The following is a 22,605-nucleotide window of genomic DNA, read 5'->3' on the forward strand; positions in this document are numbered from 1 at the left end:
GGGGGAAGAGAGTTGTCCGGGAGTCTGCTCCACGCGGGCACCGTGATCGGCTGCCCGCACGGCGGCCGTGCCGCACCCGCCACCACACCCTCCGGCGGCGTCCGCGTCGACGGCGTCACCGTGGCCACGACCGCCCACGCCTACGTCGTCACCGGCTGCCCGCACACCGTGGACGGCGTGCCCTCGCCGTGCGTGTCCGTCCGCTGGACCGCCGCCGGCACCGGCGTCACGGTCGACGGCGCGCCCGTGCTGCTCGACACCGGTGCCGCCCAGTGCCTCAGCGCGGCCCTCGTCCCGCAGGGACCACCCGTCGTCCAGGCCGCGCAGCGAAAGGTCACCGTCCGATGAGACCGCCGAGCCCGCACACCCGCCCGCGCAGCGACATCGCCTTCCCGTTCCACGCCGACCGCCGTGGCCGCACCGCGCACGCCCGCCCCGCCGAGCACGTCCACGACCTCGTCGAACAGCTGCTGTTCACCAGCCCCGGCGAGCGCGTCATGCGCCCCGACTTCGGCTGCGGACTGCTCGACCTGGTCTTCGCACCGGCCGGCCCCGAAGTGGTCAGCACCCTCGAACTCTCCGTCCAGGCCGCCCTCCAGCGCTGGCTGGGCGACCTGATCGAGGTGGTCTCCCTTGACATCACCGCCGGCGACGACACCGTACGCGTCCAGCTGTCCTACCTGCTCCGCGCCACGGGCACCGTCCAGGAGGACCTCTTCGAGGGGAGGGCGGCATGAGCGCGGGGGCCACCCGGCGGGCCAGGGTGCGCGCCGCCCACCTCAACGGGATCGACGCCGTGGAGGTCAGCGACGACGGGCTGCTGCTCACCGTCACCTTCCTCGGCAAGGCGCCCGGCGGCCTCGGCCCAAAGAACGTCCGCATCGACGGCGGCCGGCGCGTCACCGGCCTCACCGCCGTGGACGTCAGCGTCGAACGCGAGGAGGATCCCGAGCTGGACGACCGGCTCTACGTCACCCTCGACCGGGCCGGCGACACCTCCCGCTACCGGCTGTCGCTGGTGGAGGCCGACCCCTACGGCAGGCCGGGCACCGAGCCGTACCACGGCTTCGACCAGCGGTACGCCGGCGCGGAGTTCGGCTTCTGGCCCGACTGCCCGAGCCCCTTCGACCGCGCGGACGCGGACGAGGACGACGCCGCCCTCCCGGCCGCGCCCGTGACCGACTACACGGCCCGCGACTACGACTCCCTGCGCAGGCTCCTGCTCGACCGGCTCACGCTGACCACCCCCGACTGGGTCGAGCGCAACCCCGCCGACCTGGGCACCACCCTGGTGGAACTGCTCGCCTACACCGGCGATCAGATCAGCTACCAGCAGGACGCCGTCGCCACCGAGGCCTACCTCGACACCGCCCGCCGCCGCGTCTCCGTACGCCGGCACGTCCGGCTCATCGACTACGCGATGCACGACGGCTGCAACGCCCGCACCTACGTGACCGTCCAGACCGCCGCCGACCGCACCCTGGCGCCCGGCACCTACCGCTTCGCGGCGGTCGACGTACGCACCCTCGACCCGCACGACCGCCCCGGACCCGGCACGGTCATCGACGACAACGACCTCGGCGACCTGGACGAGCGCGGCTCCGTGGAGGTCTTCGAACCCCTCCTCGCCACCGAACCGCTGGAACTGCGGGTCGCGCACAACGCGATCCGGTTGTGGACCTGGGACGGCGAGGTGTCCGCGCTGCCCGTGGGAGCCACCGCCGCCACCCTGCGCGACGAGTGGGCGGACCCCGCGGCCCGCCGGGAGCGCAGGCTCGCCCTGAAACCGGGCGACGTGCTGATCCTGGAGGAGGTCAAGGGCCCGCGCACCGGCACCCCGGGCGACGCCGCCCCCGCCCACCGGCAGGCCGTCCGCCTCACCTCCGTCACCCCCGGCCTGGACCGGGTCGAGGACCAGCCGGTGCTGGAGGTCACCTGGGCCGCCGAGGACGCCCTGCGCATCCCGTTGTGCCTGACCACCCGGGGCGGACGCGACTGCCTGCCCGTCGAGGACGTCACCCTCGCCCGCGGCAACGCCGTCCTCGTGGACCACGGCCGCTCCGGCACCGTCGAGACGGTCACCGTACCGCCGGACCCGGCCGTCGTGGCGCCCTGCGGCCCGCCCGGCCCCGGCTGCGCGGAGCATACCCGGGGCAACGCGCCGGCACGGCTCATCGCCTCGCTGACGGACCGCGCCGAAAGCGGCCGGGCGCTGCGCCCCGACGACGTCCGCGAACTGTTCGACGTCGTGGGGGAGGGGGCCGTCCGGCGCGCCGGCATCGGTCTGGAAGGGGCCGGACAACGCCACGAGCACGTGGTGCCCGGTACGGCGTACGCGCAGGCCGCGGCCCTGCGGACGCTGCTCGGCCAGAGCGTCTACCCAGGCATCCGGCCGCGCCCCCGCCCCGTCCTCGGCCGCGCCCCCGTCACCCAGGCCGTACCCTTCCCCGACCCGGCGGCCGTCGCCGCCGCGCAGGCCGAGCGGATCGCCGCCGTTCCGGACCGGGCCCGGCACCGGCTGACCGAGCTGTGGCGCAGTGCCCGGGACGCCGACGGACTCGCCGAGGACGAGATCAGCGAACTCGCCGTGCTCTTCGGCCTGAAGCTGCTGGAACGGCTGGAACTGCGCCGCCACCCCGTCCGCGCCCTGCGCGAACTGCTGCACCGCGGTGACGAACTGCTCGACGCCAAGCGGCGGCGCATCGCCGTTCTCACCGCGCGGGCCCGCGCCGGCACCGTCCTCGACGCCCACATCGCCTGGGAGATCGCGCACAGCTGGGGCCCGTCGTACGCCACCGGACTCCACCCCGACGAGCCCGTGCTGCACGGCCCGGCCGGAGCCGCGCTCGCCCAGGACCCGCGCCGGGCCCTGCCCGCCGTACGCCTCACCGACGGCGAGGCGGTGTGGGAGCCGCGCCGTGACCTGCTCGACAGCGCGCCCCGCGACCGGCACTTCGTCGGCGAACCGGAGGACGACGGACGGCTCGCCCTGCGCTTCGGCGACGGACGGCACGGCGCCCGGCCGGACCCCGGAACCCGCCTGACCGTGCGCTACCGCCTCGGCGGCGGCAGCGCGGGCAACGTGGGCGCCGAGGCCATCAACCATCTCGTCGTGGCGGCGGGCGAGCCCGGCGGGCCGGTACCCGCCGCCACCGTCCGCAACCCGCTGCCGGCCACCGGCGGCACCGAACCCGAACCCCTGGAACAAGTACGCCAGTCGGCACCCCTGGAGCTGCGCCGCACCCGGCTGCGCGCCGTCACCGCCGCCGACTACGCGGCGCTCGCCTCCACCGTGCCCGGCGTCCAGCGGGCCGCCGCCGACCTCCGCTGGACCGGCAGCGCGCAGGAGGCCCACATCGCCGTCGACGCGTACGGCGGCACCCCGTCGCCGCGCCTGCTCGACACGGTGACCCAGGCCCTGGAGACATACCGGCGCATCGGTCACGACCTGGTGGTCGGCCCCGCCCGGCTGGTGCCGGTCGACATCGCGCTGCGGGTGTGCGCCCTGCCCGGTCACCAGCACGGGCGGATCCTCGCCGACCTGTACCGCGTCCTCGGCCGCGGCCGGCTGCCCGGCGGCCGGCTCGGCTTCTTCCACCCCGACGCCCTGACCTTCGGCGAGCCCGTACGGCTCAGCCGCCTGGTAGCGGTCGCCGCGGCCGTCCCCGGCGTGGAAAGCGTCGAAGTAACCCGGCTGCGACGGCTGTTCGAACCGGACCGGGCTGAGCGGGAGGACGGCGTGCTGCGGCTCGGCCCGCTGGAGATCGCCACCTGCGACAACGACCCCGACCGGCCCGAACAGGGCCGGCTGGAGATCACCCTGGGAGGAGCCCGATGAACCGCCCCTGCTCCTGCGGCGGCGCGTGCGGCGGCCACGACGAGCGCCACGCGCCCGCCCCCCTCCACAATCCGCCCGGCCGCACCGCCCTCGACTACCGCGTCGGCGAGTACGGCACCTTCCTCGCCGCCCTCCTCGACCGGCTCGCCTCACCCGCGTACCCGGCCCTCGGCCGGCTCACCGTACGCACCCCCGACGACCCGGCCGTGGGACTCCTCGACGCCGCCGCCGTCCTCGGCGACCTGCTCACCTTCCACTCCGAGCGGATCGCCGACGAGGCATACCTCCGCACCGCCCGCGAACACCGCTCCCTGGTCCTGCTGGGCCGGCTCGTCGGGCACCGGCCGCGCCCCGGAGTGGCCGCCACCACCCATCTGGCGTACACCCTCGAACGCGACCCGCGCGCCGAGACCCTGCCGGTGTCCATCCCGCGCGGGGCCCGCAGCCACAGCGTGCCCGCCTCCGCCGACGAGCGCTCGCTGACCTTCGAGACCTCCCGGGACCTCACCGCCCGCTGGGACTGGAACGAACTGACGGTACGGCGCCGCCGGCCCTCCCTCCTCACCCCCGACGACCTCGCCCGCCGCTCCGAACTGTTCGTGGAGGGCACGGCCGCCTCCCTGCGGACCGGCGACAAGCTCCTCTTCGTCTTCGGTGAACAGGCGGGCGGAGTAAGGAAGTTGATCACGATCGCCGGCGTCCGCACCGACCCCGGGGAAGAGATCACCGCGCTCACCCTGCCCCAGTCCGCCCCGCCCACGCTGGGGGAGCTGGTGGCCGAGGTGCGCCGCTGGACCGCCGAGCCGGCCACCCCCGGCGAACCCGGTGACGAGCCGCCGACCCCCGAGGTCCCCAACCCGCGCCCGGTCAGCCGGCTGATCGAGGACTTCGACGACCAGGTCCTCGCCCCCCTGCGCACCGACCTCGACACCATCGGCACCCCGGAGAGGCTCGCCACCCGCCTCGGTGAGCCGGTGGCCCGCCTGCGCGAGGCCGAGGTCCTGGCGGAGCCGTACGAGGACGTCGCGGCGTGGTTCGCACAGCTGGAGGCGGTCCTCGCGGAACTGGCCGGGCGGGCGCTGGCGCTGGCACCCGCCCGGCCCGCCACCCAGGGCGACGACACCCCGGGGGAAGGGGCGAGCGTCCTCGCCACCGCACGGCACGGGATCCGGCCCGACCCCCGCGAAGCCGCCCTCCACGCGCTGAACAGGGTCCTCCCCGCCCTGCGCACCACGGCCCCCGCGCCCCGGCCGGAAACCAGCCTCCACCGCCCCGGCACCGACACCGCCCACCTGCTGACCGCCCTCGACCCGGACCTGGCCGGCCTCTACCCGGCCTGGCGCACCGCCACCGCCCCGGGCGCCGGCCCACTGCTGCGCGCCCTCCTCGCCATGCGCGTCACCGCCGCCCCCTTCGGCGCGAACGCCCCCCTCAAACCCGTCCAGGACGCCCGCGGCCGCGTCATCCGCACCGCCGACTGGCCGCTGACCGGCGGCGCGCTGGCGAGCATGCGCGTGGTGTACGACCCCACGGGCAAGACACCGGTACGCGCCGAGTTCCAGTACGTCGAGGGCAGCAGCTCCGACCAGCGCGCCGAGAACCTGCCCGTCACCCAGCCGGTCACCTTCGCGCTGGGACCCGGCCGGGTCGAGCTGTCCACACGGGCCGCCCGCGACCGGCAGCCGATCCGCCCGGCCGCCGACGGCGAACCCGGTGTCACCGCCCGCCTCCACGCCGGCCTGCCCGAGGGCAGCCTGTTCGTCTCCCGGCCCGAGGACGACGGCACCGTACACATCGCCCTGACCGACGGCACCACCGAGCAGTTCACCCTGGAACCGGGCGCCAGCAGGCAGTTCACCCACGGCGCGTACCAGGTGAGCGTCACCTACACGGTCGGCAGCACCGCACCGAACGTCGAGATCGTCATCGCCGGCGAGCCCGACCCCCTCAACCGCCGCATCCTGCGACTGGACAGCGTCCACGACACCATCACCGTCGGCAGCTGGGTGGCGATCGAGCGCCCGGCCAAGGGCACGGGCGTCCCCGGCGACGCCGCACTCGCCTTCGTCACCACCCAGGTGGCCGCCGTCCGGACGGCGGCGTACTCCGACTACGGCATCACCGGCCGCGGCACCGAACTCATCCTGGCCGACCCCTGGCTGGACGAGTTCGACGTCCTGCTCTCCCACATCCGCGACACCACCGTGCACGCGGCGGGCGAGCCGCTGCGCCCGGCCGACGAACCGCTCGACGAGGACGTACACGGCGACGAGATCGAACTCGCCGAGCTCTACGACGGGTTACGGCCCGGCCGCACCCTCGTCGTGAGCGGCGAACGCACCGACGTACCCGGCGCGAGCGGGGTCACCGCGAGCGAGGTCGTCACCATCGCCGCCGCCGACCCCGCCATCGACCCCCACCGACCCGGGGACCACGTCCACACCCGCCTCACCCTGACCACGAACCTGGTCCACCGCTACCACCGGGCGAGCGTGCGCGTCCTCGGCAATGTCGTCGAGGCCACCCACGGCGAGAGCCGCGAGGAAGCCATCGGCAGCGGCGACTCCGACCGCGTCAACCAGACCTTCGCCCTCTGGCAGTCCCCGCTGACCTGGCTCGCCGCCGACAACCCGCTCGGCGCCACCCCGGTCCTGGAGATCCGCGTGGACGGCCTGCTCTGGCACGAGGTCGACAGCCTCGCCGGACGCGGCCCCACCGAACGCGTCTACATCACCGGCACCGCCGCCGACGGCCGCACCACCGTCACCTTCGGCGACGGCGTCCACGGCGCCCGGCTGCCCGGCGGACACGAGAACGTGCGCGCCCGCTACCGCTTCGGCACCGGCAAGGCCGCCGACGTCCCCGCCGAACGGATCACCCAGCCGCTCACCCGCCCGCTCGGCGTCACCGCGGTCACCAACCCGCTCCCGGCGACCGGCGGTTCGGACGCGGACGGGCCGGGCCTGACCCGACGTACGATCCCGCTCGCCGTCTCCGCCCTGGACCGGCTGGTCTCCCCGGCCGACTACGAGGACTTCGCCCGCTCCCGGGCCGGTATCGGCCGGGCCGCCGCCCGCGAACTGTTCGACGGACGGCGGCGCGTGCTCCACGTGACGGTCGCCGGCACCGACGACGTGCCCCTCGCCGACGACAACCTCCGGCCGCTGCGCCGCGCCCTGACCGAGTACGGCGACCCGGACCTGCCGGTCCGGGTCGACGCGCGCGAACTCGTCCTGCTGCTGATCGCCGCCAAGGTGAAGCTCGCCCCGGACCACGCCTGGGACACCGTCGAACCCCGGCTGCGCCAGGCGCTGCTGCGCCGCCTCGGCTACGAGGGACGGGAGCTCGGCCGGCCCGCCCGCCTCTCCGAGGTGCTCGCCACCGCCCACACCGTGCCCGGCGTCGACCACATCGACGTCGACGTCTTCACGGGCGTGCCCGCCTCCGCCACCCCGGACCGGCTCACCGCCCTGCTCACCGGCCCCGGCACCCCGCGGCCCACGGTCCCCGCCCACCCGGCGGCCTACGACGAGCAGACCTACACGGTCCGCGACGCCGACGGCGAGACCCTGTCGTCGGTCTGCGCCCGCCACGGCATCCCGCTCGGCCGGCTGCTGCGCCTCAACCCGGACATCACCGACACCCGGCGCCTGGCCAAGGGCCGGACGGTGGTCGTCTTCCGCGGCATCCGCCCGGCCCAGCTCGCCATGCTGTCGGCGCGGGCCGCGGACACCCTGATCCTGACGGAGGTCAAGTGATGTCCCCCGACGCCGCACCGCGCACGCCGGCCGACCGGCACCCCGACGAACTCGCCGAACTGCTGCCCCGCCGGCACCGGTTGCGCGACGCGGAGGAGGGCGAACCGCTGCGTGCCCTGCTCGCCGTCATCGCCGAGCAACTGGACCGGGTCCGCGACGGCGTGCGCCAGGGCTACGAGGACCTGTTCGTGGAGACCGCCGCGCCCTGGGTACTGCCCTACCTGGGCGACCTCGTCGGCTACCGCACCCTGCCCGGCTACGAGCACGTCCTCACCACCGGGCTGCACGACGGTGGCCGGGCGGCGCTCGCCGAGGCCGTCGCCCCCCGCCGGGACGTGGCCGCCACGGTCGCCCAACGGCGCCGCAAGGGCACCCTGCACCTGCTCGAGGAACTCTCCGACCGGGTCGCCGACTGGCCCGCCCGCGCCGTGGAACTGTCCCGGCACGTGGCCCACACCCAGCCGGTCAGACTCCACGGCACCGGCCGGCGCACCGAACGCGGCCGGCTGCTCGACCTCAGGGACGGCTCGGCACTCGCCACCGCGGGCGGCCCCTTCGACACGACGTCCCGCACCATCGACGTACGCCGCGCCGACTCCACGAGAAAACAAGGGGGCTGGACACCGGCCGGGGTCGGTCTCTTCGTGTGGCGGCTCAAGCCGTACGCGCTGACCGCGTCACCGGCCTACTGCGTCGACCGCGCCCGCAACCTCTACACCTTCTCCATCCTCGGCAACGACACCCCGCTGCTCACCCGCCCGGTGCCCGAACCCTCGCCCGCGCACATCGCCGCCGTGGACAACGTGCCCGCGTTCATCACCCGCCGGCTGCTGCACGACCGGCTCGCCGACTACTACGGCCCCGGAAAGAGCCTGTGCATCCGGCGTGACGGCGAGGACCGGCCGGTACCGCCGGCGGACATCGTCGTCGCCGACCTGTCCGACTGGCGCTACCGGCCCGGGCGCGGCCAGATCGCCGTCGACCCGGAGCTCGGCCGGATCGCGTTCGGCGCCCGCCGCGCGCCCCGCCAGGGCGTCTGGGTCGACTACCACCAGGCCTTCGCCGCCGACCTGGGCGGCGGCCAGTACGAGCGCCCCGACCGTACGGCCCGGCCCGACGCCGACCTCTACCGGGTCGGCCCCGGCGGGCCGTACCGGCGGATCATGGACGCCTACCGGGCCTGGCAGGACCACCGCGGCCCCGGCCGGACCGGCATCATCGAGATCACCCACAGCGGCGCCTACCAGGAGCAGCTGGACTTCGACCTCGACCCCGGCGACCGCCTCGAGTTGCGCGCCGCCGAGGGCACCCGGCCGGTGATCCGGCTCCTCGACTGGTACAGCAACCGCCCCGACGCCCTCAACATCCGCGCCGTGGAATCCGATTGCGCCCCGCACGAGCGGCCGCGCATCGTCCTGGACGGTCTCCTCGTCGCCGGGCGCGGCATCAACGTCACCGGCCCCGTCGGCGCCGTCGTCATCCGGCACTCCACGCTCGTGCCCGGCTGGTCGCTGGAGCCCGGGTGCGCGCCGCACTCGCCCGACGAACCCAGCGTCGTCCTCGAACGCACCACCGCCTGCCTCCGGATCGAGCACAGCATCCTCGGCACCATCGAGGTCATCGGCGACGAGGTGAGCCAGGACCCCCTCGACATCCAGCTGCGCGACAGCGTCCTGGACGCCACCGGCGACGACCGCGCGGCCCTGTCCGCCCCCGACTGCCGCCACGCGCACGCCGTGCTGCACCTGCGCCGCACCACCGTCATCGGGGAAGTGCACACACACGCCGTCGAGTTCGCCGAGAACTCCGTGTTCACCGGCCGGCTGCACGTGGCCCGGCGCGGCATCGGCTGTCTGCGCCACTGCTACGTCCCGCCCGGCTCGCGCACCCCGCGTCGCCACCGCTGCCAGCCCGACATCGCCGGCGCCGAACAGGCGCACGCCGTACGGCCGTTGTTCGTATCCACCCGCTACGGCACGCCCTGGTACGGCCAGTTGGCCGACCAGAACCCCGAACAGATCCGGCGCGGCGCCGACGACGGCGGCGAACCCGGCGCGTTCCACGACCTGTACCGCCCCCAGCGGGAGGACGCGCTCAGGGCGCGGCTCGCCGAGTACACACCCGCGATCGCGGACGCCGGGATCTTCTTCGTGACGTGAGCGGTGCCGCCGTACGACCCACCCGCAGACTTCCGAACCAGGGGGACCCCCTTCATGCACGCCGACCTGTCCCGCGCCACCTTCCGCCCCGAGCGGCACTACTCCGCGGTCCTCGCCCAGCAGGGCCGGGTACAGCTGGACGCCGACCTCAACGAACTGACCGCCATCCAGCTCCACCAGGCCCGCACCCTCGCCGCCGACCTCATCGGCCGGCACGGCGGACCCGCCGGCGCCTGCGGCTTCCGCATCGAGTACGTGGGCGGCAAGCACGACATCGACACCCTGTACATCCACGTCGGCCGCTACTACGTGGACGGCATCCTGTGCGAGGCGGACCGCCCCGCGCCCGGCGTCCCCGTACCGGACGAGGGCACCGGAGAGCAGCCGCCCGCCGGGACGGACACCCACTGGGACTACTGGGACCAGCCCGACGGCTACCGGGACCCGGAACGGCCCGGCGACCGGCTGCCCTCGCCTGCCCGGTCGCCCTTCCTCGTCTACCTCCAGGTGTGGGAGCGGGCGGTCTCGGCGGCCGAGGACCCGGCGCTGCGCGAGGTCGCCCTCGGCGCCGCGCTGCCGGACACCGCCGTCCGCACCAAGGTCGTCTGGCAGGTGCTGCCGCTGCCCCTGGCCGCGCTGGACATCGAGGACGCCCAACCTTCCCCGGGAGCCGTCCGCGAGGCCTTCGAGAAGTGGGCCAAGGCCCAGGCGGCGCCCTCCGCCCGGCTCGCCGCCCGCAGCGAACGGCCCGAGCACGCCGACGACGACCCCTGCCTGGTCCGCCCCGACGCCCGCTACCGGGGCCCGGAGAACCAGCTGTACCGGGTGGAGATCCACGCGGGCGGCGAGGCGGCCGACGCCACCTTCAAGTGGTCCCGGGAGAACGGCTCGGCCGTCTTCCCCGTGGACGAACTCGACGGCACATGGGTCCGGTTGGCCACCCTGGGCCTCGACTCCAAGCTCGGTCTGGAGGTCGGCGACCACGTCGAGCTCACCGACACCGCGTACGCCTCCCGGCTGGAGGCGCTGCCCCTGCTGCGGGTCGAGGAACTGGACCTGCCCGGCCGCCGTGTCCGCCTCTCCGCCGAGCCGGACCCGCGTGTGGGACGCCTGCCGCACCTGCACCCCTTCCTGCGCCGCTGGGACCACCGCGAGGCACCCCGGCGCAAGGGCCGCGCCAACTCCCTGAAGGGCGGCGCCGTGCCGCTCGCCGAGGGCCGGTGGCTGCCGCTGGAGGACGGCGTCGAGGTCTACTTCGCCGAGAACGGCACCTACCGCACCGGCGACCACTGGCTGATCCCCGCCCGCACCGCCACCGGAAGCGTCGAGTGGGACACGGACGCCGCCCGCCGCCCGCTGCTGAAGGCCCCGGCGGGCATCGACCGGCACCTCGCCCCGCTGGCACTGGTCACCGGCGAGGGCAGCACCGCCGACCTGCGTCAGGCCTTCGGCGCGCTCGCCACGGACATCCCCCCGGCCGACCGGGCGGCCCTGGACGCCGAGGCCCGCGCCGCACACGAGGAACGGACCGCGGAGGCCGACACCTCCCAGACCACGGCGGCGGCGGGGGCCGCCGCGGAAGGAGACGAGTGATGGCACAGCCGATGAGCGCGGCCAAGCTGCTGGAAGTCCTGCGCGCGGAGGGCCTGACGGTGCACGAGGTACGCGACTGGCGCCACCACAACCGCAACACCAAGGGGCCCTGGGGCCCGGTGAACGGCGTGATGATCCACCACACCGTCACCTCGGGCACCGAGAACTCCGTGAACATCTGCTACGACGGCTACGCGGGCCTGCCCGGGCCCCTCTGCCACGGGGTCATCGACAAGGAGGGGCACGTCCACCTCGTGGGCAACGGCCGCGCCAACCACGCCGGTCTCGGGGACGGCGACGTACTGCGTGCGGTGGTCGACGAGGCCGCGCTCCCGCCGGACAACCAGGCCGACGTCGACGGCAACCGGCACTTCTACGGCTTCGAGTGCGTCAACCTGGGCGACGGCAAGGACCCCTGGCCCGAGGCGCAGAAGGAGGCCATCGAGAAGGTGTCCGCCGCGATCTGCCGGCACCACGGGTGGTCGGAGCGCTCCGTCATCGGCCACAAGGAGTGGCAGCCCGGCAAGCAGGACCCGCGGGGCTTCACCATGGACGGCATGCGGCGCCGCATAGCCGACCGGCTCGCGGGCAAGGGCGGCAAGGAGCCGGGCGGCCCCAAGCCCGGACCCAAGCCCAGGTACGCGCCCTTCCCCGGCGCCGGTTTCTTCCACACAGGGCAGAAGTCCCACCTGATCACGGCCATGGGCCGCCGCCTCGTCGCCGAGGGCTGCGGTCGCTACGAGAAGGGCCCGGGCCCCGAGTGGACCGAGGCCGACCGCGAGTCCTACGCGGCCTGGCAGCGGAAACTCGGCTACCGCGGCAAGGACGCGGACGGCGTCCCCGGCCGGACCAGCTGGGACAGACTGAAGGTCCCGTCGGACGACTGACCACCTGGTGTCCCCGGAAGTCCTGCCGCCCCACTACTAAGTGGTACTGTGTAGCGGTACTCGGTAACACTAAGTACCGAGCGGCAGGACTGAGGAGCACCCGCGATGGAGGACCTGACGGAGATGCTGAAGGGCACGCTCGAAGGGTGCGTGCTCGAAATCATCGACAGCGAGGAAACCTACGGGTACGCCATCACCCGCAAGCTGAACGAGCTCGGTTTCACCGATGTCGTCGAGGGCACGGTGTACACCGTCCTGCTGCGACTGGAGAGGAACGGCCTCGTCCAGGTGGCGAAACGGCCTTCCGCGGTGGGTCCGCCGCGGAAGTTCTACGCGCTCAACGACGCCGGACGCGAGGAACTCGCGAGGTTCTGGGCGAAATGGCAGTACGTCTCGTCTCGCATCGACAAGCTCAGGGAGAGCGGCGGAAGATGAACTTCTGGGAGACCGTCACAGGAAGTGATCTCACCAGGGACTGGAAGGCATTCGAAGTCCGTGCCGCGACCCTGCCGGACGACCACCGGGCGGCGTGGGCACAGATCAAGTGCCACCTCTTCCCCTACGGGGACTTCACCGGCCGCAACCTGACACCGATCGTCGACGCCGCCCTGGCACTGCTCGAAGAAGCGGCGGCGGACGGACAGAGCGTCCACGAGGTGCTCGGCGACGACATCCGGGGCTTTTGCACGGCGTTGGCCGGCGGAGCCGGCGCCCGGACCTGCCGCGACCGCTGGCGCGAGCAGTTGAACAGGAACGTCGCCAGGAAATTGAGCCGGCTGGGAGGCTGACGTGAGCATCCAGGACATCATCGAGGGCAAGAAACAGTGGCGGGCGCACATGGCGCGGGTCAAGGCCCTCCCGCAGGATTACCAGATCGTCTACAAGGAGATGCAGAGGTACCTGTTCAAGGTCGGCCCGATCGACCTGCCCGACGGCCCCCTGCTCCCTGGCATCCTCGACTTCTTCGAGGAGGGCGTCGCCGCGGGCAAGGGAGTCCTGGAACTCACCGGCACCGATGTCGCCGCGTTCTGCGACGACTTGGTCAAGGACTCTCCCACCTACGCGGACGCATACCAGAAGTCCCTTGGCGGGGAGCCCGACACGGCCGAGAAGTAACACCCGCGCGCACTGCTGGTCGCCGTGGTCTTCATCCGAAACACCCGTCCCAACCGACCACTCCCCATGTCGCACCGGCACCGCCATCATGGGAGCGCTCCCGTACTCATCGCACGCGCAGATCTCCCGACACCGGAAGGACCGCTCATGCGCACCGCTCCCCCTCTCTCCCGGCGGGCACTGCTCACGGCCGCCGCCGCGGGCCTCACCACCGCGGCCGCCACCCCCTCCCGGGCATCCGGCGCCCACCGCTCCGTGCCGTCCCCCACCTTCGCCGGGTTCCGGACGGTGGGCCGGGTCAAGGAGGCGGCCGACGGCTGGGTGCGCTACAGCTGGCCCGGCATCGTCTTCGAAGGCCGGTTCCGCGGCAGGGGCGTCGGGATCGCGCTCGACGACTCCGCCAACGACTACGACGTCCAGATCGACGGAACGACCGTGAGCACACTGGTGACTCCCGGGCGCACCACGTCCTGGGTCACGGACCTCGCCGACACCGAGCACACCGTGCGGCTCGTCAAGCGGACGGAGTGCCCGTGGGCCGTCGGCCGCTTCGGCGGGTTCGTCGCCGCTCGGGGAGGAAGGATCCTCCCCGCCCCCGCGCCGCGCAGCAGGCAGATCGAGTTCATCGGCGACTCCTACACCGCCGGGTACGGCAACGTCTCCGGCACGCGTGACTGCTCGGCCAACGGGGGAGTCGACCGGAACAGCAACGCGGGTCTCGCCTTCGGCGCCCTCACCGCGCGGAAGCTCGGCGCCGACCACCAGCAGAACGCCTTCTCCGGCCGTGGCATGGTCCGCAACTACAACGGCGGCGACCCCGGCACCGATTACCGCACCTACTACGACCGGGCCCTGCTGAACGTCGCCGGCGACGTCTGGCACAAGCCGCGCGGCTGGCGGCCGCAGGTCGTCGTCATCGGCCTCGGCATCAACGACTTCTCGACCCCGCTGCGCCCGGGCGAACCGTGGGCCACCCAGGGCGAGTTGATCGCCGCCTACGCCAGTGCCTACCACGGCTTCCTCGACAAGCTGCGGGCCCGCTACGGCAGCAGGACCTTCCTGGTGGTCAGCGCCACCGCGGTGTCCGGCACCGCCTTCGCCGACACCGCCCAGGGCATCGTCAGGGACCGCAACGCGCGGGGCGACGACCGGGTGGGCTACTGGTACTACGACGATCCCGGCCTGGACCACCTCGGCTGCGACTGGCACCCCTCGCTTCAGGACCACCGGATCATCTCCGGACTGCTCGACCAGTACCTCGCCACCGTGCCGCTGGACTGGTGACCGGGCGGACGGTCCGGGCCGGGCGCGGTCGGCACCGTCCGCCGCGGCGGGCGTCGACCGGTATGTCGGGCGACGGTCCGGACCGGACGGGCTCGGCATCGTCCGCCGCGGCGGGCGTCGACCGGGATGCCGGGCCGACGGGATGCCACAGCCGGCGCGCTGCCGCGCCACCGCGGTCTCTCGGCCGTGCGGACCCGCCCACCATGCGCGTCCCTCCGCCCGGACGGTGCCCGGGTGGCTCACATCGTGCCCGTGAGCGGTAGCGGCGGAATGTCACCGGCGTGCTCCGGAGCCCCGGTCCAGGCAGCCAGCCGGACGGGGTCCGGCGCTTTGCCGGTAGCCTCGGTGACCCGCGCGTAGAGCGCCCTGACGACCTCCGGGCGGTAGGTGATCGCCCGTCCGGCGGCCGTCCGGACGCCGTCCTCGGCGGCTGCCGTCGTGGACGGTCTGAGCAGGGCGAGACCGAGCCGCATCCACGGCCAGGGCTGCTCCCACTCCCGGGCCGGGCGCTCCACGGCCAGACGGCAGGCGGTGCCTGTCTCGCCGGACAGCCGGGCGTGGTCCACAGGATGGAGGGTGCTCCCGGAGATACCCCCGGGGTCGCACGCGGCCCGGCGCAGCCGGTCCCCGTACTCGGTCAGGCACGGTGCCGGGCGCACTTCGCGGAACACGGTGTCCACCGCCGTGGATCAACGGCGGGCGGCCGTCCTCGCGCCGGGCGTACGCCCGCCGGGGGACGACGGCCGCCCCTGCGGAGGCATCGGCGCCATGGACGAGCGACAGCAGCCCACCAGCGCCTGCCCCGGCGAAGCGGCTGACGCGTCGGTCACGGGCGCTCTGGTGAGCGTCACCGTGGGACCGGACGGCATCGACGGGTCGTACTGGGTGCCGGCGCCCGACACGCCGAGGGCCTACGAGAGGGCGGCTCGCGGACCCACGGGAGGCCCGTAGCCGCTCCGAGGAGCGGGGGACCGGTCAGCTCCGCTTCAGCCAGTCCTCGTAGCGGGTGGACGCGAGGTGGGCCGTGTCGTCACCGATGAGCACGCCGTCGGGCATGCCCGCGAACGGGCCCGCGGTCTCGTCGGTGACGACGGAACGGCCGTCGGGCTTCGCCGCCAGGGTGATCTCACCGAGCCGGTCGAGCCGCTCGACCTCGGGACCCGCGATGTCGCGGACGCCGTACGACGGCTCGCCCAGCGCCGCGTCGGCAAGGGCGGCGGCGACATCGGCGGAGGCCATCGGGCGCAGCCGCAGGGACGGCAGGCGCACCTCCGTGCCCTCGGTGGTCATGTCCATCACCGGGGCGACGAACTCGAAGAACTGGGTGGCGCGCACGATGCTGTAGGGCACGCCGCTGTTCCGCACGGTCTCCTCCTGGGCGACCTTGGCCCGGTAGTAACCGTAGTCGGGCACCTGGTCGACGCCGACGATCGAGAGCACGACGTGGTGGCGGACACCCGCCTCCTTCTCGGCCCCGGTCAGATTCCGCTCCGAGCGGGTGAAGAAGTCCAGCGCCGGCTCCGGATCGAAGGAGGGGGAGTTCGGCACGTCCACGACCACGTCCGCGCCGGTGAGAGCCTGGGCCAGACCCTCACCGGTGAGGGTGTCCACACCCGTGGAAGGGGAGGCCGCCACGGCCTCGTGACCACGGTCGCGCAACAGCGCGACCACCTGCGATCCGATGAGCCCCGTACCGCCGACGACCACGATCCTCATCACTGTCTCCGTTCTTTGAACCGGCTTCCCGACGGACACCGGCGACACCTCGCCCGACCGGGTGCGGCAACGCGCACATCGACAGGACAAGGCGGCGGCCGGATCTGTGACAGCCGAGCGGACACCCCAGATGCTACGGGCCGGCGGGGGAGCGGAGGGACAACCCCGCAGGGCGCGCCCTGCGGAAAACCACAGGCCGGGCCCTACGGAGAACGGCATGTGCCCGCAACGGGTCTGTGAGCTGGGAGGTCTCGATGACGTCCATCGGAATGCCCTCCAGCAGGCTCTCCACGGTGACACCGCCGTCGACCTTGCCTTCCTCAACACCCATCCGCATGCCATCGGCCCCTTCGGGCCTGACCCCACGGCCCTCTCGGCGGCTCAGGTGGCCCGCGTCGCGGAACTGCTCGGGCAGATCGACTTTCCGGCCCTCCTGGGCGCCCTGCCGGCAGATGAAACGGCGGCGGCCTCTCTGATCGGCAACGGCGCGGACGGGATCGTCGGCGGGCCGAAGAAGTACCTGCTGGGCCACTTCAGCGCCATGCGCGAGTTCTACCGTGACGCATCCCGACGGCAGCTCCTCGTCGTGCTTTGGTGGGACTGACACCGCCCGGCACAGGTCAGCAGCCGGGGAATCGCGTCAGCTCGCGGATCGGCCACCCGGGTACGGTCCGGTGGCCGGGCGGTTCGGGACGGTCGGCCGCGGCATCCGGAGGGTGTCCATGCACCAATGCGGGAAGGCTACCGGTGCGGCCCCGCGTGTGTCGGCGTCAACCTGCCGCCGCTGCGTTACTCGTTGGAGGCGCGCGATGCGCCTGAGGTCCGCGTCCACCACATGAACGCCGATACTCGCACGGTCCTGCGGTCATATGGTCATGTGCCGCGAGCCGTTGCCCGGAAAGCCGTTGGTGTGATGCCCGTGCGCTGCCGGAAGAACGTGGTGAAGTCACTGGCGTCGGTGAAGCCGAGGCGGGTGGCGAGGGCCGTGATGGTCAGCGGGCCGTGGGCGAGTTCCCGTTTGGCCTCCATTACCACGCGTTCGTCGATGTAGCGCTTGGCCGGCATACCGGTGGCGGTTTGCGTGGCCCGGGTGAGGGTGCGGCGGCTGTAGCCCAGTGCCGCCGCGTAGTCCTCCACCCGGCGGGTGACCATGAAGTCACGCTCCACGGCCGCGTGAAACCGGCGGAACGTCTCGTTCGCGGACGGTCCGCCGGGCTCGGACCCGTACGCCCTGGCCAGGCGCACCAGCAGTACCGCCAGCAGATGCCGCAGCACCTGCACATGGGATTCCAGGGGCAGCTCGGCCATGGCCTGGTACTCGTATCGCAGGTGCTCAAGTGCCCGGCGCAGGCCTTCCGCGTGCGGGGCGTCCGGCTGGAGGGGGGCCTGGGCCGTCGCCAGGCCGGCGACCGAGGCCGCGGCCGTCCCGGTGTCGGGGAAGCCCGGAGGGAAGGCGATCACCAGGCCCTGGGCCCGTGGGAGATCCGTGCCCCAGCGCTGTACCTGCCCGGGGCGGATCCACAGCCAGGCACCGCCGGACAGTTCGTAGCGGGTGAAATCCACCCACACCGTCAGACGGCTGCCCGGCCGTACGGTGACGATCTGGTGGAAGGCCGGGCGCAGCGACGCGTACGGATCGTTGCCGTGCCGGCGGGCGCGCTCGGACAGTCCCGCCAGCTCGACCAGCTCCAGTCCCGGCGGGGAACCGGCCGTGCGCCGCAGGGCGAGGTCCCGGATGACCGACCGCCGCGCAACCTGTCCGTTTTTCCCCATGACGAGTCCCGAGTGTACCGCCGCACCCCGCGACCGGGCTCCTAGCGTGAAGGCGTAAGGGCAGATCAGCGCGGTGCGCGCGGGAAGGAAGGCCGGTATGAGACTGGTCGTGGGGATGACCGGAGCCACCGGAGCGGTGTTCGGTGTCCGCTTCCTCCAGGTGCTGGCCCAGCTGCCGGAGGTCGAGAGCCATCTGGTCCTCAGCCGGTGGGCGCGCACGACGATCGAGCTGGAGACGGGCCTGTCCGTGAACGAGGTCGGTGACCTGGCCGACGTCGTGCACCAGCCGCAGGACCAGGGCGCCGCCATCTCCTCCGGGTCGTTCCGTACCGACGGCATGGTGATCGTGCCCTGCTCGATGAAGACCCTGGCCGCCATCCGCGCCGGATACGCCGACACCCTGGTCGCTCGCGCCGCCGACGTGGTCCTCAAGGAGCGCCGCAAGCTCGTCCTCGTCCCGCGCGAGACACCGCTGAGCGAGATCCATCTGGAGAACATGCTCGCGCTCTGCCGGATGGGGGCGCAGCTGGTGCCGCCCATGCCGGCCTTCTACAACCACCCGCGGTCGGTGGACGACATCGTCGACCACGTCGTGACCCGGATCCTCGACCAGTTCGACCTGCCCGCCCCCGCCGCCAAGAGGTGGGAGGGCATGCGCGCCGCCCGCCTGCTGCGGCCCGCTTCCTGAGGTCGCAGGCCTGATTGCGGCCCGTTTCCTGATGTCCGCCGGCACCCGCGTGCCCCGGCGCCCCTTCACCCCACCCAACCCACCCCCTCCTCTTTTGGCTCACACGGAGTACCCATGGCATACGACGACCTGCGCGGTTTCCTCAGCACGCTGGAGAAGGAAGGTCAGCTGCTGCGCATCACCGAGGAAGTCCTTCCCGAACCCGACCTGGCAGCGGCGGCCAACGCCGCCGGCCGCATCGGCGAAGGCGCACCCGCCCTGTGGTTCGACAACGTCAAGGGCTTCACCGACGCCCGTATAGCCCTGAACGTCCACGGCTCCTGGGCCAACCACGCCCTCGCTCTCGGACTGCCCAAGCACACCCCGGTCAAGGAGCAGGTGGAGGAGTTCGCCCGGCGCTGGGACGCCTTCCCCGTCGCTCCCGAGCGGCGCGAGGACGCCCCGTGGCGGGAGAACACACAGGAAGGTGACGACGTCGACCTGTTCTCGGTCCTTCCCCTGTTCCGTCTCAACGACGGTGACGGCGGCTTCTACCTCGACAAGGCGGCCGTCGTCTCCCGCGACCCCGATGACCCCGGTCACTTCGGCAAGCAGAACGTCGGGACCTACCGCCTCCAGGTCATCGGCAAGAACCGGCTCGCGATACAGCCCGTCCCCGTGCACGACATCGCGCTCCATCTGCGCGCGGCGGAGGAGAAGGGCGAGGACCTTCCCATCGCCATCACTCTCGGCAACGACCCGGTGATGGCCATCGTGGCCGGGATGCCCATGGGATACGACCAGAGCGAGTACGAGATGGCCGGCGCCCTGCGCGGCGCGCCCGCCCCGATCGCCACCGCCCCTCTCACCGGCTTCGACGTGCCCTGGGGGTCCGAGGTCGTCATCGAAGGCGTCATCGAGAGCCGCAAGCGGCAGATCGAGGGCCCGTTCGGCGAGTTCACCGGGCACTACTCGGGCGGCCGCCGCATGCCGGTCGTCCGCATCGACCGCGTCTCCTACCGCACGAACCCGGTCTTCGAGTCCCTCTACCTGGGCATGCCGTGGACCGAGTGCGACTACCTCGTGGGCCCCAACACCTGTGTGCCGCTGCTGAAGCAGTTGCGCGCCGAGTTCCCCGAGGTCCAGGCCGTCAACGCCATGTACACGCACGGGTTGCTGGCCGTCATCTCCACCCGGAAGCGGTACGGCGGATTCGCCAAGGCCGTGGCCATGCGCGCCATGACGACCCCGCACGGCCTCGGCTACATCACCACGGTCATCGTCGTCGACGAGGACGTGGACCCCTTCGACCTGCCGCAGGTCATGTGGGCGATGTCGTCGAAGGTCAACCCGGCCGACGACGTCGTGGTGCTGCCCAACCTCTCCGTGGTGGAACTGGCACCCGCCGCCCAGCCGGCGGGCCTGACCAGCAAGATGATCATCGACGCCACCACACCCGTGCACCCCGACACACGCGGCAACTTCTCCACGCCCACCAAGGATCTCCCCGAGGCCAAGGACTGGGCGGCGAGGCTCCAGCGCCTGCTGTCCGAAGCCCGCGGCTGACCCGTCCGAGGCATCCATCCGGCTGTACCAAGGCTCGTACCAAGGAAGGCATCCCCATGACCGACTGCTGCCCCCGCTGCGCCCACGAGAGCGTAAGCACCCTGTACTCCTCGCCCGTCCCCGGTGTCTGGGACGTCGTACAGTGCGCGCGTTGCCTGTACACCTGGCGGACCAGCGAGCCGGACCGGCGCACACGGCGCGCCGCCTACCCGCAGGCGTTCCGGCTGACCGAGGAGGACCTGGCGAACGCGGCCGAGGTGCCGGCCGTCCCGCCCCTGCGCACCGACGGCCCCCCGGCCGCTGCCCGCGGACCCGAACTGTCATGAGATCGACACACGCGGCCGGAATGGCGGTCACGCGTGGGCCGGTTGCCTGTACATGACCATCGGAGTAGCGCTCTCTCATCTGCACTCGATCGACACCACCGTGCGACTCGCCCGGGAAGCCCATGAAGCCGGGCTGACGTCCGCCTGGTTCGGGCAGACGTTCTCCTACGATTCCCCGACGCTGGCCGCGGTCGTCGGCCGCGAGGTGCCCGGCCTCCAGGTCGGCACTTCGGCCATCCCGGTCTTCGGCCGGCATCCGCTGATCGTCGCGAGCCAGGCGCAGACCGCCCAGGCCGCCACCGGGGGCCGCTACCACCTCGGGCTCGCGCTCGGCACCAAGCACCTCACCGAGACCGGCTTCGGCATCCCGTACGAGCGTCCCATCGCCCGGCTCCGAGAGTTCCTGACCGCTCTGCGACCGCTGCTGGAGACGGGCAGCACCGACTTCCACGGCGAACTGCTCACCGCCACCACCCCGCTGCCGGCCACCGTGCCGGGTGCCGAACCGCCGGTACCCGTCCTGGTGGCCGCCATGGGACCGCAGGCCCTGCGTGTGTCCGGCGCCCTCGCGGACGGCATCCTCCCGCTGCTGGCCGGGCCGCGCGCGCTGGCCGAGCACATCGTTCCCGCCGTCACCGCGGCGGCCGAGGCGGCGGGCCGGCCGGCCCCGCGGATCGTGGCCTTCGTGCCCGGCGTGGTCACCTCCGATGTCGAAAAGGTGCGGCAGACGGCTGCCGAGACGCTCTCCTTCTACGACCGGTTCCCGTCCTACCAGCGGGTCATCGAGCTGTCCGGCGGCACCCGGGCCGCCGACATCGCCGCCATCGGCGACGAGGAGACCGTCGCCGCCGAGGTACGCCGCTATCGCGAGGCCGGAGCGACGGAGGTGGTGTTCACGGCGACCGAACTGGGCGGGGAGGCCGACCAGCACCGGACCTTCGCGCTGCTGGGCGAACTGGCGGGCGGCTGAGCCGCGGAAAACGGCGACCGTCACTTCCTCGACCGGCGTCCTTCCTTGACCGGCGTCACTGGGTGACAGTCCCCGGCGGCGCCTCGTCGAGGGCGAGTCCGGTGGGTGCGGGCAGTCCTTCCCAGTCGCCGTCGGTGGCCACCGACCAGGCGGCGACACGGGCGGCCAGGGCAAGGCAGCCAGTGGTGTCCTGGCCGTTCAGGGCGGGTGGCGAGACAGCCCGCGACGAAGGAGTCGCCCGCACCTACCGGGTCGGTCTCCGGCACGGGGTGCGCGGCGGTCCGGCTGGTGCCCTCGGCGGACACCGCGACCGCGCCGTCGGAGCCCAGGGCGACCACGACGGTGAGCGGGCCCGCGTCGCGCAGCGCACGCGCGAGTCCGCGGCCGGCGGCGGAGGGCCGCGGGCTCGCGGCCGGGCAGCATCGCGGCCTCCTCCACGCCGGCGAAGAGTATGCCGACGCGCGGCAGCAGGGCGCCGACATCGGCTGCCGCCTTCTGCGGGCGCCGCGCCGGGCCACCAGGCGTGCCGCGTTCGAGACCGCGGTCACATTCGACGGCCCCGGACAGTGACCCAGCGCGCGAACCCGGGCACGGGTCGTGTGCGAGTCGGTGAAGGACCCCACATGACCCACGTCACCTACGACCCGACACCGTAGTACCTTTTGCCCGATTCACCCCCTCCCGTACCCCGCCTGACCTGCGGATTGAGACGCACGCCACATACTTCGCGTTCCTCACGGATCCGGCCACCACTAGTAAAGGGGGTCATTGCGGGCATCTTCCGGGCCTGCTTATCTGGATGACGTCGCCAGGCGCCACGAGCCCACAGCGGGCCGCGGCGCCGACGCATGCGGGCCACCGCCCGTGGCCCACTCCATGCGGGCGATCCCCTATCCCCGAACGCAAGAGGTACTTCGTGACCGTCTCCATCATCCGCCGCATCGCTTCCCCG

Annotated in this window: 21 protein-coding genes and 1 pseudogene; 17 read left to right on the forward strand and 5 right to left on the reverse strand. The window is 73.0% G+C overall.

Annotation, left to right across the window (positions count from 1 at the left end; translation table 11 throughout):
- Positions 1–12: 12 nt before the first annotated feature.
- The 11 genes from IE251_RS38970 (at position 13) to IE251_RS39020 (ending at position 14,635) form a co-directional block, all read left to right on the forward strand.
- A complete protein-coding gene (locus IE251_RS38970) occupies positions 13–348 on the forward strand; it encodes a hypothetical protein (RefSeq protein WP_189757685.1) in 336 nt (111 codons plus the stop codon).
- Positions 345–737, forward strand: coding sequence for a GPW/gp25 family protein (locus IE251_RS38975; protein ID WP_189757686.1), 393 nt, complete (start codon positions 345–347; stop codon positions 735–737). Before IE251_RS38970 ends, IE251_RS38975 begins: the two co-directional genes overlap by 4 nt.
- On the forward strand, positions 734–3,838 hold the full coding sequence (locus IE251_RS38980; protein ID WP_189757687.1) for a putative baseplate assembly protein: 3,105 nt from the start codon (positions 734–736) through the stop codon (positions 3,836–3,838). The genes IE251_RS38975 and IE251_RS38980 overlap by 4 nt, the downstream gene beginning before the upstream one ends.
- A complete protein-coding gene (locus tag IE251_RS38985) occupies positions 3,835–7,596 on the forward strand; it encodes a putative baseplate assembly protein (protein WP_189757688.1) in 3,762 nt (1,253 codons plus the stop codon). The genes IE251_RS38980 and IE251_RS38985 overlap by 4 nt, the downstream gene beginning before the upstream one ends.
- Entirely contained in the window at positions 7,596–9,755 is a 2,160-nt protein-coding gene (locus tag IE251_RS38990; protein WP_189757689.1) for a hypothetical protein, read from the forward strand. Before IE251_RS38985 ends, IE251_RS38990 begins: the two co-directional genes overlap by 1 nt.
- A gap of 54 nt (positions 9,756–9,809) precedes the next feature.
- On the forward strand, positions 9,810–11,348 hold the full coding sequence (locus IE251_RS38995; RefSeq protein WP_189757690.1) for a DUF6519 domain-containing protein: 1,539 nt from the start codon (positions 9,810–9,812) through the stop codon (positions 11,346–11,348).
- Complete coding sequence (locus IE251_RS39000; RefSeq protein ID WP_189757691.1) at positions 11,348–12,235, forward strand: peptidoglycan-binding protein; 888 nt, start codon at positions 11,348–11,350, stop codon at positions 12,233–12,235. The genes IE251_RS38995 and IE251_RS39000 overlap by 1 nt, the downstream gene beginning before the upstream one ends.
- Positions 12,236–12,340: 105 nt before the next feature.
- Positions 12,341–12,670, forward strand: coding sequence for a PadR family transcriptional regulator (locus tag IE251_RS39005; protein WP_189757692.1), 330 nt, complete (start codon positions 12,341–12,343; stop codon positions 12,668–12,670).
- Complete coding sequence (locus IE251_RS39010) at positions 12,667–13,023, forward strand: DUF1048 domain-containing protein (protein ID WP_189757693.1); 357 nt, start codon at positions 12,667–12,669, stop codon at positions 13,021–13,023. Before IE251_RS39005 ends, IE251_RS39010 begins: the two co-directional genes overlap by 4 nt.
- Position 13,024: 1 nt before the next feature.
- Positions 13,025–13,351, forward strand: coding sequence for a DUF1048 domain-containing protein (locus IE251_RS39015; RefSeq protein WP_189757694.1), 327 nt, complete (start codon positions 13,025–13,027; stop codon positions 13,349–13,351).
- A 147-nt stretch (positions 13,352–13,498) separates the two neighbouring features.
- Positions 13,499–14,635 (forward strand): SGNH/GDSL hydrolase family protein, encoded by a 1,137-nt coding sequence (locus IE251_RS39020; protein WP_189757695.1) that lies wholly within the window; start codon positions 13,499–13,501, stop codon positions 14,633–14,635.
- Positions 14,636–14,874: 239 nt separating this feature from the next.
- On the opposite strand, the gene IE251_RS39025 is transcribed toward IE251_RS39020, so the two are convergent.
- Positions 14,875–15,306: a hypothetical protein gene (locus tag IE251_RS39025; protein ID WP_189757696.1), complete on the reverse strand. Its 432-nt coding sequence runs from the start codon at positions 15,304–15,306 to the stop codon at positions 14,875–14,877.
- Positions 15,307–15,319: 13 nt separating this feature from the next.
- On the opposite strand from IE251_RS39025, the gene IE251_RS41525 reads away from it, so the two are divergent.
- The gene (locus IE251_RS41525; protein ID WP_229897138.1) at positions 15,320–15,586 is read left to right on the forward strand and encodes a hypothetical protein; all 267 of its coding nucleotides are present in this window, start codon (positions 15,320–15,322) and stop codon (positions 15,584–15,586) included.
- Between the two features lie 24 nt (positions 15,587–15,610).
- On the opposite strand, the gene IE251_RS39035 is transcribed toward IE251_RS41525, so the two are convergent.
- Positions 15,611–16,351: an SDR family oxidoreductase gene (locus tag IE251_RS39035; protein WP_189757697.1), complete on the reverse strand. Its 741-nt coding sequence runs from the start codon at positions 16,349–16,351 to the stop codon at positions 15,611–15,613.
- A 217-nt stretch (positions 16,352–16,568) separates the two neighbouring features.
- Here IE251_RS39035 and IE251_RS39040 point away from each other — a divergent pair, with 217 nt between their 5' ends.
- Positions 16,569–16,955: a DUF1877 family protein gene (locus tag IE251_RS39040; protein WP_229897139.1), complete on the forward strand. Its 387-nt coding sequence runs from the start codon at positions 16,569–16,571 to the stop codon at positions 16,953–16,955.
- A 269-nt stretch (positions 16,956–17,224) separates the two neighbouring features.
- On the opposite strand, the gene IE251_RS39045 is transcribed toward IE251_RS39040, so the two are convergent.
- Complete coding sequence (locus IE251_RS39045) at positions 17,225–18,124, reverse strand: helix-turn-helix transcriptional regulator (RefSeq protein ID WP_189757698.1); 900 nt, start codon at positions 18,122–18,124, stop codon at positions 17,225–17,227.
- A 97-nt stretch (positions 18,125–18,221) separates the two neighbouring features.
- Here IE251_RS39045 and IE251_RS39050 point away from each other — a divergent pair, with 97 nt between their 5' ends.
- From IE251_RS39050 to IE251_RS39065, 4 genes are all read left to right on the forward strand, one after another.
- Positions 18,222–18,812, forward strand: coding sequence for a non-oxidative hydroxyarylic acid decarboxylases subunit B (locus IE251_RS39050; RefSeq protein WP_189757699.1), 591 nt, complete (start codon positions 18,222–18,224; stop codon positions 18,810–18,812).
- Between the two features lie 114 nt (positions 18,813–18,926).
- Positions 18,927–20,357, forward strand: a complete 1,431-nt coding sequence (locus tag IE251_RS39055) for a non-oxidative hydroxyarylic acid decarboxylases subunit C (protein WP_189757700.1) — start codon at positions 18,927–18,929, stop codon at positions 20,355–20,357.
- A gap of 56 nt (positions 20,358–20,413) precedes the next feature.
- Positions 20,414–20,683, forward strand: coding sequence for a non-oxidative hydroxyarylic acid decarboxylases subunit D (locus tag IE251_RS39060; RefSeq protein ID WP_189757701.1), 270 nt, complete (start codon positions 20,414–20,416; stop codon positions 20,681–20,683).
- Between the two features lie 52 nt (positions 20,684–20,735).
- A complete protein-coding gene (locus IE251_RS39065) occupies positions 20,736–21,653 on the forward strand; it encodes a TIGR03564 family F420-dependent LLM class oxidoreductase (RefSeq protein ID WP_189757702.1) in 918 nt (305 codons plus the stop codon).
- Between the two features lie 55 nt (positions 21,654–21,708).
- Here IE251_RS39065 and IE251_RS41530 read toward each other — a convergent pair whose 3' ends face one another.
- Together IE251_RS41530 and IE251_RS41535 are read right to left on the reverse strand one after the other, a co-directional pair.
- Positions 21,709–21,897 (reverse strand): hypothetical protein, encoded by a 189-nt coding sequence (locus IE251_RS41530; RefSeq protein WP_229897140.1) that lies wholly within the window; start codon positions 21,895–21,897, stop codon positions 21,709–21,711.
- A gap of 19 nt (positions 21,898–21,916) precedes the next feature.
- A pseudogene (locus IE251_RS41535) lies at positions 21,917–22,135 on the reverse strand (hypothetical protein); the annotation flags it as partial.
- Between the last annotated feature and the right edge of the window lie 470 nt (positions 22,136–22,605).

It is taken from the genome of Streptomyces eurythermus (genome assembly GCF_014649115.1).
GTDB classification, from domain to species: Bacteria; Actinomycetota; Actinomycetes; order Streptomycetales; family Streptomycetaceae; genus Streptomyces; species Streptomyces eurythermus.